General features: G+C 39.7%; 10 protein-coding genes and 3 pseudogenes. 6 read left to right on the forward strand and 7 right to left on the reverse strand.

The window, feature by feature from the left end; all coding sequences use genetic code 11:
• Nucleotides 1-128: 128 nt before the first annotated feature.
• Nucleotides 129-875 (forward strand): annotated as a pseudogene (locus H6G14_RS27170) (DUF4351 domain-containing protein); the annotation flags it as partial.
• Nucleotides 876-1108: 233 nt separating this feature from the next.
• On the opposite strand, the gene H6G14_RS34270 reads toward H6G14_RS27170, so the two are convergent.
• Nucleotides 1109-2788 (reverse strand): ISLre2 family transposase, encoded by a 1680-nt coding sequence (locus H6G14_RS34270; RefSeq protein WP_338421224.1) that lies wholly within the window; start codon nt 2786-2788, stop codon nt 1109-1111.
• A 205-nt stretch (nt 2789-2993) separates the two neighbouring features.
• Between H6G14_RS34270 and H6G14_RS33205 the strand changes: the two are divergent.
• Nucleotides 2994-3149, forward strand: a pseudogene (locus H6G14_RS33205) (DUF4351 domain-containing protein); the annotation flags it as partial.
• Between the two features lie 626 nt (nt 3150-3775).
• Nucleotides 3776-4981, forward strand: coding sequence for an RNA-guided endonuclease InsQ/TnpB family protein (locus tag H6G14_RS27185; RefSeq protein WP_190571361.1), 1206 nt, complete (start codon nt 3776-3778; stop codon nt 4979-4981).
• Between the two features lie 111 nt (nt 4982-5092).
• On the opposite strand, the gene H6G14_RS27190 is transcribed toward H6G14_RS27185, so the two are convergent.
• Nucleotides 5093-7120, reverse strand: a complete 2028-nt coding sequence (locus tag H6G14_RS27190) for a calcium-binding protein (protein WP_190571363.1) — start codon at nt 7118-7120, stop codon at nt 5093-5095.
• Between the two features lie 681 nt (nt 7121-7801).
• Between H6G14_RS27190 and H6G14_RS33390 the strand changes: the two genes are divergently transcribed.
• Nucleotides 7802-8071, forward strand: a complete 270-nt coding sequence (locus tag H6G14_RS33390) for a hypothetical protein (RefSeq protein WP_206757614.1) — start codon at nt 7802-7804, stop codon at nt 8069-8071.
• A 241-nt stretch (nt 8072-8312) separates the two neighbouring features.
• Here the strand turns inward: H6G14_RS33390 and H6G14_RS27195 are convergent, their stop codons facing one another.
• The gene (locus H6G14_RS27195) at nt 8313-8771 is read right to left on the reverse strand and encodes a hypothetical protein (RefSeq protein WP_190571365.1); all 459 of its coding nucleotides are present in this window, start codon (nt 8769-8771) and stop codon (nt 8313-8315) included.
• A 104-nt stretch (nt 8772-8875) separates the two neighbouring features.
• Here H6G14_RS27195 and H6G14_RS27200 point away from each other — a divergent pair, with 104 nt between their 5' ends.
• The gene (locus H6G14_RS27200; RefSeq protein ID WP_190571367.1) at nt 8876-9220 is read left to right on the forward strand and encodes a hypothetical protein; all 345 of its coding nucleotides are present in this window, start codon (nt 8876-8878) and stop codon (nt 9218-9220) included.
• 96 nt (nt 9221-9316) lie between these two features.
• Nucleotides 9317-9904, forward strand: coding sequence for a PEP-CTERM sorting domain-containing protein (locus H6G14_RS27205; protein WP_190571369.1), 588 nt, complete (start codon nt 9317-9319; stop codon nt 9902-9904).
• A 41-nt stretch (nt 9905-9945) separates the two neighbouring features.
• Here the strand turns inward: H6G14_RS27205 and H6G14_RS27210 are convergent, their stop codons facing one another.
• The 4 genes and pseudogenes from H6G14_RS27210 to H6G14_RS27230 form a co-directional block, all read right to left on the reverse strand.
• On the reverse strand, nt 9946-10842 hold the full coding sequence (locus H6G14_RS27210; protein WP_190571371.1) for a hypothetical protein: 897 nt from the start codon (nt 10840-10842) through the stop codon (nt 9946-9948).
• Nucleotides 10843-10899: 57 nt separating this feature from the next.
• Entirely contained in the window at nt 10900-11358 is a 459-nt protein-coding gene (locus tag H6G14_RS27215; RefSeq protein WP_190571372.1) for a DUF1392 domain-containing protein, read from the reverse strand.
• Nucleotides 11355-11609 carry a MerR family transcriptional regulator gene (locus tag H6G14_RS27220; protein ID WP_190571374.1) on the reverse strand — a complete coding sequence of 85 codons (255 nt, stop codon included), beginning with the start codon at nt 11607-11609 and terminating at the stop codon, nt 11355-11357. The genes H6G14_RS27215 and H6G14_RS27220 overlap by 4 nt, the downstream gene beginning before the upstream one ends.
• A gap of 301 nt (nt 11610-11910) precedes the next feature.
• Nucleotides 11911-12153 (reverse strand): annotated as a pseudogene (locus H6G14_RS27230) (hypothetical protein); the annotation flags it as partial.

Here is a 12153-nt window from a genome sequence, read left to right on the forward strand (position 1 = left end):
TGGGAGGGGTCTGAATCCTCTTCCAACACCGTCTTCACTACACCCTACACCCTACACCCTGTTCAATCACCAATGAAGAATAAAATATTATTAATCAGTTCAAACATCTTCTGAGTAAACTAAATTGAATGACTCGGTTTGTACATGACGAATTTGCTAAAGATTATCTGGAAGAACTGTTAAAATCATACGGGGAAGTAAAATCATCGGAAAAAATATCAGGAGAAATCAAAGAAATTGATGTCCTATTTACTCCTTCAGCACAGCAAAACTCTAATTTAGAAGTGCTAGGACTACTAGGAAAATTTGCCGAATTTCCGGCAATATTAGAACCATTTCGCAATGCAGCTTCTGGTGATGAAATTTGTGATTGTCTTCAAAAATTATTAGAAGTAAAAGCTGGATTGCGGCGAGATGCTAAAGCGAATAAAACCAAACTCCAGGAATCAAATATTCCTAAACTATGGATTTTGACTCCAACTGCATCCTCAACAATACTATCGAGCTTTAACGTTAATCAGAAAGAGGGTTGGTTGCCAGGAGTATACTTTTTAGGTGATGCTTTACGGACAGCAATTGTAGCCATACATCAACTACCGCAAACACCAGGAACGTTGTGGTTGAGAATTCTTGGTAGGGGAAGTGTGCAGTCACAGGCGATTTTGGAATTATCAGCGTTACCATTGAATCACCCATACAAGCAAGCGACGCTAGAATTAGTTTACAACCTGCGTGAAAATTTAAGGATCAATCAAAATTTAGAATCGGATGATAGGGAGTTAATTATGCGATTAGAACCACTGTATCAGCAAGACCGTGAAAGAGCCAAAGAAGAAGGACAACAGGATTTAATTATACGTCAACTAAATCGTCGTTGGGAGCAACGCGATTTTGTGATGTCGGATTGGAAACGAGCGATCGCTAAAATATATATTTCAGTAAAAAGTTATTTTATTAACATAGTTAATGCTGGGAATGCACGAGAAAAAGTTCTGTTGAGGTATCTCAAAAGATTACTGATAGGTAATTTAGTAAGAATTAATGATTTTTACTTAGTTGTAAATAAGACAATATTCTTGTCAAACAGAGAGATAAAGTATAAAATTTTTCAAGCACTGCTGGATTTAAGGAAAGAATTAAAAATAGAGTCACAAAAGTTATCCCAATTTTTCGCTATCCATTGACATCGCAGATGTAACATAATCTCTGCATTATTTTGAAGCCAAAACTTACTATTTCCCTTCATACGCAAGTTAACAGCTTGACGAATTAAACTTTCAACTGCACCGCTACCAAGCGGGAGTTTTTGAGATGCAACCAAGTTATATTTTAAAAGTCTCCTTCTATAAGCTTTTAAAATATAATTTCGTTCTTTGACCATCAAATTACAGCGTTCTCCAGTAGCGTGTGATATCAATTCACCCATATTTCTCATTAATTCTAATGCCTGCCCCTTTTTTAAAGTTTTTCGAGCTTTTTTAAACCATTCTTGACGCTCATTATCTGTACTAAAAGCAGCATCAGCAAAGCCCTGTAAATGTGATGCAGCGTGGTAAAAATCTAACAATTGATAAGTTTGTAATGGGCAATTTAACTTTTTTAATAAAGGAGGAATATGTATCCAAATCCATTCAGCACCATCAGCAATCAATAATACTTGTTTGGCTTGACTTATACCCAAGTTCACCAAATACATCTCTAAAATGAGCAGAAAGTGTTCATAACCTGAATATGTGCCATCATTAGTAATAGGTATTGATGATGTTCTAATTTTTTGACCTTGCTCATTGACTACATAAATTGTCAATAACTTTGGCTCCATCCATTCACCAACAAAGCCATGACGATGAGTTTTAGAACTACGTCTGCCTTTTTTATTAAACCTAATTTTAGTTCGGCCACCGTCTACAGCTATGATAACACGTTGGTTTTTTAGAATATTAGTATTAGAGCCGTTACTATTTGCCTGGTTTAATATTTTTGATTCACGAAGATTAATACCAATCTGACCAAAAAGATAAGTCAGTCGTTCGATGCGTTTTAAACTAATATCTATTCCCCAATCTATTAACGTAGAGCGTGCAGCCTCAAACGAACCAGCTATTGCACCGTATTTAGCAATTGTTGACCACACTAATGGGGTTATACCAACAGACATTCCTAACCATTTCAAAAATGGATAAAACCCTTGAGTGGCTGTTTCTATTTTCGGCTTTTTATTAGTGTTACCTGATTTATTCTTGGTTATCAAGAAAGGCAGAGGGCAGGAGGCAGAAGGCAGAAGGGAATTCTGATTCCTGCCCTCTGCCACGACCGAAAGGGAGTAAGGGTTTAAGACCCCCACTGAACTCTTGTTCAGTGGCTCCAAGTCAGGAGGGGTTTGAATCCCCTTCTGACTTGATCCTTCTGCCCTCTGCCCTCTGCCTTCTGCCTTCTTCAAGTTCCGTTTAACTATGTAAGGAAGCTTTAAGATTACTTCTACATTGCCTACTGTTATTATTTGACGAGTTTTATAACCACGTTTAAAGTTCGTTAGATTTTGTTCAGTTTGTATTTGCTCAGTAGAATAGTCAAGGACTTTTTGATTAGTGGACAGCTTGTACAATAAAATGGATATACACTGTCCTGCTAATATAAGTGCTTGTTTTCTAATTTCTTCTTCTCGTTCTTTAAATTTTTTACCATCCCACTCTGGAAGATTAGTGAAATCTAAAAGTTTTGTAACATGAGATTGAAAAGTATCCAATGATTTGTTCAAATCAAGAGTTGCATATATATTTTTTTTCATGAAAGGTAAGTATTCCCGGCTTGAAAATTTTACTTCTTGGGAATCTTACCTTTTTTATAATCATCTTTTATTTCTCTGCATTACTATATATCAGCTTTAGCAACTAACTTAAGTAATATTCCTTATTTACGTGTACTAAATCTTCATGTGTACGCAATAAATTAATTTAGCGATCGCTCATTTCCAGCTCGACATCACAAAATCGCGTTGCTCCCATCGTCGTTTTGGGGGAATTGATGCGTCGTTGATTCAACGAATTCGAGGACTATCTATTGAGCAGTTGTCTTTTTTAGGAGAGGCGTTATTAGATTTTTCCGTTGTCGCAGATTTAGAAGCTTGGCTAAATCTGCAAGCCGGATAACAAAGTGAAATAAATTACAGCCAGCCAATCGCACCCCACAGACCTCAGCAATTCTCAAAGTTCGATCACACTTGCCACTGCCCCAAAGACCCATTCCAAAACGGTTCACCTAAATTTGGGAAAAGGCTCACCTAGTGCGATATAGTCCCAAATCCAAAACTCACCCCAACCAAAGTACCCAATCGGGAGCCTGTGCCACCAACTGCCCAAACAACTGCGGCTCTTGCTCATCAATCCCTATTGAAAATGGTAAGCGCGTTAGGTACTATCGCCTCAATACTGAAAATTTAGCTGAATCAAAAAGAAGCCTCTCGCTCACTGCGCGCTTCAGGAGCGATGAGATGAATTTTTGGGCAATGACGAATTGACCCACAACAGATTCAATCCGCAGGATTGATAGGGCAGGGGTCGAGGAGGAATTGCCATTTTAAGATAAGAGCAAATCTACGAAATCTTTTATTACATGAGTCATAGTTTTATTGTTTTGAGCCGAGTAGAACCGCAGTTTATTCAGTCTAAGCTCTGACTGATATTCTTAATTTTAATGCTTTCTTTTTCATGACAGCCTAGAGAATGCCTTTACATTTTTGTTATTCTATATCTAGGTCGAAAAACAAAAAATATTTATGCGAATTTCATACCAATACAAAATCAAACCTACTGCATTGCAAGCAGAAAAAATTGACAAGACGCTGGAAATGCTACGCTGTCAGTACAATTATCTCCTTGCTCAAAGATTTGACTGGTATGAAATGAATCGCTGTCCAATTGATAGATGTCCGTTAATCTGTCACCTACCAGAATTAAAAGAGCAACCCAACTACTACAACCAGAAAGCATCTCTCACTCAACTCAAAATAAATAGACCTTGGTACAAAGAGATTCACTCACAGGTGCTACAGGAAGTTCCTAAAAAAGTTGAATTGGCTTTTGATAGATGGTTAAAAGGCGATGTTAATGGGAAAAAGTCTGGTAAACCTAGATTCAAGGGAAAAGGGCAATATAAAATTTTTACTTACACCCAATTCAAACACCATCACTTTGTTAACAACAAAATCACGTTGTCAAAAATTGGAGAAGTTAAGGTAATTGTTCATCGTCCAATACCTGATGGGTTTGATATTAAAACTGTATCTGTTACCAAGAAATCTGATGGTTATTATGTTACCCTGAGCCTTGACGACAAAACAGTTCCAATTGTTAAGCCTGATTTCAATCCTGCAAATATTGTTGGTATTGATGTTGGGTTAATTAATTTCTATGTTGCCTCAGACGGTAGTAGAATTGCTGCACCAAAACATATACGGAAAGCTGAACGTAAATTAAAATCGGCACAGCGTAAAGTATCCAGACGTAAAAAAGGTTCTAATCGCTGTAAAAAAGCTATTCAAAAACTAGGTAAACAGCACAAAAAAGTTGCTGATAGTCGCAAAGATTTTCATTTTAAAACTGCTAAACATTTACTCAAAAAGTATGATGTTGTAGCTATAGAAAAGTTGAATATCAAGGGACTAGTTAAAACAAGATTGGCTAAAAGTATTCATGATGCTGGGTGGAGTCAATTTGTAACTATACTTTCAAATAAAGCCGAAAACGCTGGTTTGAGAGTAATAGCTGTAAATCCAAACGGTACTAGCCAAGAATGTTCTAGCTGTGGTCACAAAGTTAAAAAGCTGTTATCTCAAAGAATGCACAATTGTCCTGTATGTAAAACAAGTTTGTGCAGAGATTTGAATGCAGCTATCAACATAAAGAACCGTGGGGCGCACGGTCTTAAAGCTCAATTAATGTCTTCGCGCGAAGAGTCATTGAGAAGCCCACACTCACCCTGAAAGGGGAGTGTGTGGAGTACGTCACAGTTTGCCCAGAAGTATTAGAGTATGGGCAAAGCCAACGGAAGCGGCTAGAGTCACTTGAACGAGATGCGGCACATAAGGCACAGTCTATGCGATCAGGACAATATTAATGTTAGTCAGTGCTACCTGATTTGAAAGCTGTGTGATCTGAACTTGGTAAGCGCTACCATTGCCATCAGTATCAAAAAACAGATTACCCGTGGATTGATCATAGATAAAGCGATCGCTTGCATTTGTGGCAGAGCTACCAAGTTGGAAAATGTTGGAGTTAAGTACACCCAAAGGTTGAGCTAGTCCAAATTCGGCAATGGAAACCACCAGCTTGTCGTCAGCAGTATTAAAGTCAGTGATAGTATCGAAGCCATCACTAGGCGGATAATAAGGATAATAGGGATAGTAAGGATAATAAGGATAGTAACTATCGTAGTTGGGAACACGCAAAAAGAAACTATCACGACCATCACCACCAGTTAAAACATCTGCACCCACTCCACCAATAAGCTGGTCATTACCTGCACCACCATCTAAAGTATCATTGCCGTTGCCACCATTAAGAGTGTCTTTACCTGCTAGTCCCAATAGTTGGTCATCACCATCACGCCCAGCTAAAACATTAGCACCACTATTACCAGTCAAAGTATTGTTGAGGCTATTTCCGATGCCATTAATACTACGGTTGCCAGTGAGTACTAGGTTTTCTAGGTTATCTCCCAATAGCCAATTTACGGAAGATATAACTGTGTCTGTATCTGCAAAAGACGATTCAACGATGGTGTCGTTAATACCGCGTACGTAGTAAGTATCATTACCAGTACCTCCCGTCAGAGTATTATTACCCGTACCGCCATCAAGAATATCATTACCTGTTGAGCCATTGAGTGAATCGTTACCCGCACCGCCAAACAAGGTATCATCGCCTGTCCCACCATTGAGGGTATCGTCACCTATTCCCCCATTAAGAACATCATTACCGCCACCACCATTGAGTGAATCGTTACCTGCACCACCAAACAAGGTATCATTGCCAGCAGGAGTAGAATTATTGAAACCAACTAAATCACCACGCAGAATATCATTCCCAGCACCACCTCTGAGAACATCATTGCCACCACCCCCTTCAAGGGTGACATCCCCTAATGTGAATCTAGAGGCATCGATGATATTATCTCGACCATCACCTTTTAGCTGAACCTGCTCAATATTTAAGAACCTATCTATGCTATTACCCGAAATGGTTGTGGTAGTAAGTTTGTCGTTGGTTAAAGTAAATTTAATTAAATCTGTTCCAGTTTCAACTATCGTATCAATCCCAGCACCGCCATTGAGGTAATTATTACCGGCTTGTCCACTAAGGATATCATCGCCATCAGAGCCGTACAGGATATCATTGCCAGAACCACCGTTGAGGACATCATTACCTGCATCACCATTGAGGACATCATTACCTACGCCACCGTTGAGGACATCATTACCTGCACCACCATTGAGGAGATCATTTCCTGCATTACCAGAGAGGCTATCATTGTCAGCACTACCATTGAGAATGTCGTCTGTATCCGTGCCTTCTAGGATTAGCCCATTTAATCCTGTACTTGTGGTAATTGTTAGTCTGGGATTAGGAGAAAGCGCCAAACCTCCAAAGTCTAAAGCACGGACGGCTAAACCGACAAATGAATCACCATTACTAACTAGGTTTTGAACAAAATCAGTAATGTCAAATGTCAGTACTTGACCCACAAAAAGTGATGATATATCTACGGCATCTACTAAACTTCCAGCCTGAAAATCGGCAGCATCAACTAAGCCGTTACCTACGTAACCAGCCACTCCTAGAAGTGTTGGGTTTTCGCCAAAGTTTACTCCCAACCCTCCTACCTGTGTGCTGGAAATCACAACTTGAAATGTTGCGCTAGTAATGATGTCTTGAGAAGGAAGAGAAAATCCACTGATATCGAATTCGGCATTTTCGCTGTTTTCTCCACTTGAACCGAGAACTACAGTATCAAAATTACCTGGAAACACTGCGTCAGCATCACCTTGACCATCAAATGGTTCTGAGAAAAAACCATCTCCTACTTCAAAGGTTATTGTTGGGTTAAATGTAAAAGTTGCCATGAATCAATTCCTCATCTTGATTTATGTTTGTTGATTATTGCCAAGAGAACGAAAATCTTTCCAATTACAGCCCAGTGAATGAATCTAGCGAAGCACCAAGTATGAACCTAGCTTTTTCAAAGTTTTAAACAATCAACACTGCGCTAATGTTTGCTGCCATTCCTATGCGTTATTCCATTACTTGGGATGAATAAAAATGTCACTCAACTTTTAAACAAAAGCCAGAAGATTAGTTTGGAGCTTTATTTTCTAATATTCTGCCTGTGATTATCTCTTTTAGCTAAAAGTATTGTTGAGCAAGTTTTATGTTTTTTACCAAGAGAGCCATGAAAGAGGGGTAGCTAAAATAATTTCAGCACAGAATAGCTAAGTTGCTTCAACAAATAGATATCTATCATTGTTCATACTAAATATGAAGTTCTTTACCCAATCTTCAACAAGTTAAATTCTATAAAAACTTATAAATAGTACAAAACTATAAGCTTAGTTTTAAACTTTAATCAAATCTAATTTATTTACTTATTAAAAGTTTGATAGCTTGTTAAATTTCGTTTTGTTGTTTATCAAGACGTATATTTTTTTGATATAAATGCAACTCCAAATAGAGACAGTCCTACTTTTGTGATAAAGAGTTATAATAAAAATACATAAATTAATCTTATAACTAATCTCAAGACATTTTTGTACAAACGAAACTTAGCTTTATATAAGCTTTATATTATGTTGTTGTGGGTAGATACGCTCAATGGGAAGCCCGTTGGAGGGGCTTTATTCACACTTGCCACTACCCTAAACCCCCACACTCACCCCAACCACTGTACCCAATCGGGAGCCTGTGCCACCAATTGCCCAAATATCTGCGGCTCTTGCTCATCAATAGCCATCATCACCAAAACAATTCGCAATACCCTACGGGAAGCAAGCTACGCAATTCGCAATTTTCTTCCCTAGAACTGAAGTTTAGGAATTGAGTATTGATACTACTTGTTTTTTCATAGTTAAAATCAGGAATTTGTACCTAAGTGAATCAATTTTCAATTAAATCCGTAATTGCAAACTGCGAATTGCGAACTGGCATCAACCCCATACGCTACCCGTTCCATAGCAAGCGTTGCATAGTATTTTACCTGCTGCCACCAAGAAATACAGGGATTAACTTGTCCGTCCATACCCCCGCAATTATTATCCTCAATTACATTAGCGGGGGGGACGGAGCATCAATGCCATACATAGCCTGCATCCTAGCCTCATAAGCCGCCTGAACTTCCCGTTCCTTCTGTCGCCTTTTTTCCCTGTCGTCACGTTGCCGTTGCCGATACTCCAGCACCCGTTGGGCAAACGCAACATCCTCAGCATTGAGCCGATAGTATCTCACCTGCTTACCATCTTCTAAAGGCCGCCGCGACTGGGTAGATAAGGACAGTTGGCCCAGGTATTGACTCAAAATCCACACAGGGGACTCATCAAAAGGTATAGTCAAGTTGAGAATCCCCTTGATATGGGGTGCATTACGTTTGGAAAAATCAGCCAATGCTTCAATAGTGGCTTCATCTCCCTTAATCTCTACCCCATCCATCAAATCTGTCAATATCGCCCTCAAACCCAAGCGGTGACGCTTATGCGTATAACCAGAAGTAACTTGGTTATACATTTGTAAGACTGATGCAGAAATACGTCCTAAGAGTTTTGTGATCGCCCATAGCGCTCTTGTAAAATCATTTTCAATTGTCGAGAATTCGCAAGAGGAAAAAGTTTATGGCAGATATGTCCGGTCAAGACCCCTCGGAAATCACAATGGCAACGGTTGATGAAGAACGAAAAGGCGCAACTTTTAGCGGTACGGTCATCCTTGGTATAGATCCTGATGCTGGGGAAGTCGTTTTCTTTAGAGACTTTTTAATTGAAGATTATAAAGGCGAACTGACCGCAAATCTTGCAACAGATGGTGATATAACGAAAAGCATTGATTTAGGCGAACTCGATCATAAAAGCCCCAGTTTTAGGCTGCCAATTCCTCTGGGAACGGATACATTACCCTACAATACAGTCGTGTTGAGCGACAAAAAAAGCAAGAAAAAAATCCTGACGATCAATCTTTGACATCCTCCCGCCGCTAGAATCTAAAAAGATTTAGCGGCGCGTCATTGACGGATGTGATAGCATACCTTCAACAATTTTAGATAGTATACCCAATCCATGAATCAAGTTCGACTCCCCAAACTTAGCATCGCCGTGATTGGTTTGGTAGTTGCAAGCGTATTTCATGCTACTCCTGTGCTGGGAGCAATTCTAACTAGACAAGAATTTTCAGGTAATTTTACCTTAGTTGATGCTACTAGCCCATTCCTTACGAACTCTTTGCCATTCGAGAGCGAATATTCGGGATTCGTGGTTTACTCAAAGGACGGGACTTTGAGCGATTGGGAGCTTAACGTTAACAATCTAGACCTGAAGTTGAATCCAGGATCTACTAATGGCGGTAACTTAACCCCAGATGTTGATTTTGAGCTTGATTCTAGGTCGAATTGGAATTTAGTGGTTGATTTTGGCATTGCTTTTGATGCTCCTAGATATACCTTAGAAAGAACTTCAAGCTCTGAAATTAGCTTGACGGGTGAAGTGGGACGGGCAGGAACATACATCTATCAAGATTCTGCTGCCAATATTACCCTGAGTTCTTCATCTACATCAGTACCAGAACCCAGTTCCCTACTAGGTCTATTATTTGGAGTTGGTGCAATTGCTGTCTCTAAAAAAGCTAGTGAGACGAAATCTGAAGCATGAATTACCTCTATCCGCTCTATTTACTGTGCGGTTGCTTTTCACTATTTAACAAGTTTCATTCGCTTTTTGTTAGCGGAAGCGCCAGCCTGCCGTAGTGTCGCAGTTGGGTTCGGGTGAGCAAAGAACTCTTCAACTGCCGCCTTCAGCCCTTCAAAAACAACTGGCTCGTGGCAGGCGTAGATATATACGGATTGCTGAACTCCGTTGACCAAAAGATATTCCTGGCGATCTCCCAGATGCGGGTAAAATGTGCGAACCCATGTACCAAGGTGTCCACGATAATGGGAGCCGGACAGAGGGACTTTCTTGCCAAGCTCAATCTCTGCAAAGTTCACAACGCCTAACCATTTTTCAGGAGAGGCTGACAGGGCTGCTCTGTTATGTTCAGCTAAGAGGTTAGCGGCGAAGTCTTTAAAATGCTGCTCGATGTATGGGTTGAGTTTTCCTCCAGTGAGGTTAGCTAAAGTCTTCATCGCTTCCACCAAAATATGCAAACGTTGCTCTACAGGGAGGAGAGCAGCAACAGGTGGTTGTTCTGGCTGTTGGGTGGGTGTCTTTGTCCAGCCCGTGATATCCTGCATCCAGGCGCGAACACCGATGGTTTCAAATGCCTCACAAGCTAATCTTGCTTGTTGGCTGCATCGTTTACCAGCTTCGTAACCGTAATAGTGAAGTATGGCAGCAACGGCTAAGTCAGGAATGCCAGACTGCGACCAATCCAAAACGTCTACGCCTTCAAACCCTTTATTGTTAAGCTTTTGAGCTAATTTAGAAGGAGAATTGTCTACGGCAGTTTTGAGACTTCTGGCTAATCCAGTGGCATCAACTTCAGCTAATCTTGCAGTTGCCCGAATACTAGCCCTACCCTGGCCATTGGAATCAACAGTGATTTCTTGTTTAATCTGTTCGATAATGAGTGCAATTTCGGTTTGTGACATAAATTTAGTTGTGTGATTGAGGGAACAATGGAAAATCTGTTGGGCTGGTGGAAAAATTCAAACCTTGACCCGCACTAAGTCTTCTTCTCGCACCAATGAAAAGCGATTGGTCGTGATGAGTGGTTGTTCAAAAGTGGGTGATGTCAACTCGACCAGATAAAACCAAGACTTTTCAATTAATTCAATCCCCAAAATTAGCCTTTGTTTTGTACCGCGATCGCCAAATTGCAACAGTACACGCTCTCCCAACACGAAAGAAGGTTTTTTTAAAATCCTGGTTTGTATATTACCAGTGGAAATAATCTGATGTTTAGTTGCATAGTTGAAATCATTTTTTATCTCGATAATGTAATTCCAGCAATCGCCATACCACTGCACTCCACAGCAGTAGCCAAATGTTCTATTGGTCTTTAAGTAGACTTTTTCAAATAAGTTGACTTCTAAAGGTAGGATTTGATTACCCCACGGTGGTGAGAGAAACCAGCATCTTTCTAAGTCGGTGATTTGTTCTGTCATACTTTTTTACCTAACAAATAATTAATGCTTTGGGAATCAAGAGATGCAATCCGTTTTTGGATTTGATGTGGTGGATTTTCTAGAAACTGTTTGAGATGAGAAATGCTAATCTCGTAATATTTCGGACAACGCTTGTTTGCCTTAAGCCAGCCCCGGTTTATCCATAACCGGACAGTGGATAAATTCAACTGGAGAATACTGGCGATTTGGTGACAGTTGCAGTTTTCTGAGTGAATAAAATTCTTAGTCATAAACTTGCTTAAGATTCTTTTGATTCAGTTGTTAAAATTCGTGCGCTGATGGATATAAAATCGACTTGGGCAATATTGAGATCATTTTGCATTTGCCCAGAGTTGTATCTAATAACGATTTCCTACTTTATTGCTTCTTGGGTTAACCCATCAGGAAGGTCAATGTGAGCTTCACTCGTAATTTTCTCGACGACAGTAACGATGAATCTCATGAGAAATATTGATTATTGAGGTGGATGAAAATCTAAAAGGATGGAAAAAATTTAAGAGGGGAATACTCTCAATTCCCCCCGTTACTATTTCACACCGTCCCAGTCTTAACCGCTTGTACCTGCTGCATCCATTGATTAATTGCTGTTAATTCATCATCCCCATTAGCAACCAAATCAACCACCTGCTGTTGATAGGAACTTTCAGCTTCATTAGGGTTATCAATATAATTAGCAGACCAAGCGAGACACATATTTTTGACGAGAGCATCCACCTTACTAATAGGTAATTGACTTGGGCTAGTTGCATCTTGAAATTGCAAATACTCCTTGAC

This window comes from Nostoc parmelioides FACHB-3921, from assembly GCF_014696625.1.
In the GTDB taxonomy this organism is placed as follows: Bacteria; Cyanobacteriota; Cyanobacteriia; order Cyanobacteriales; family Nostocaceae; genus Trichormus; species Trichormus parmelioides.

Excerpts from the sequence above, each read along its gene's own strand:
- H6G14_RS34270 (WP_338421224.1), bottom strand. The coding sequence starts at position 2,788 with ATGAAAAAAAATATATATGCAACTCTTGATTTGAACAAATCATTGGAT.
- H6G14_RS27220 (WP_190571374.1), bottom strand. The coding sequence starts at position 11,609 with ATGACTAAGAATTTTATTCACTCAGAAAACTGCAACTGTCACCAAATC.
- H6G14_RS27185 (WP_190571361.1), top strand. The coding sequence starts at position 3,776 with ATGCGAATTTCATACCAATACAAAATCAAACCTACTGCATTGCAAGCA.
- H6G14_RS27215 (WP_190571372.1), bottom strand. The coding sequence starts at position 11,358 with ATGACAGAACAAATCACCGACTTAGAAAGATGCTGGTTTCTCTCACCA.
- H6G14_RS27210 (WP_190571371.1), bottom strand. The coding sequence starts at position 10,842 with ATGTCACAAACCGAAATTGCACTCATTATCGAACAGATTAAACAAGAA.
- H6G14_RS27195 (WP_190571365.1), bottom strand. The coding sequence starts at position 8,771 with ATGTATAACCAAGTTACTTCTGGTTATACGCATAAGCGTCACCGCTTG.
- H6G14_RS27190 (WP_190571363.1), bottom strand. The coding sequence starts at position 7,120 with ATGGCAACTTTTACATTTAACCCAACAATAACCTTTGAAGTAGGAGAT.
- H6G14_RS27200 (WP_190571367.1), top strand. The coding sequence starts at position 8,876 with ATGGCAGATATGTCCGGTCAAGACCCCTCGGAAATCACAATGGCAACG.
- H6G14_RS27205 (WP_190571369.1), top strand. The coding sequence starts at position 9,317 with ATGAATCAAGTTCGACTCCCCAAACTTAGCATCGCCGTGATTGGTTTG.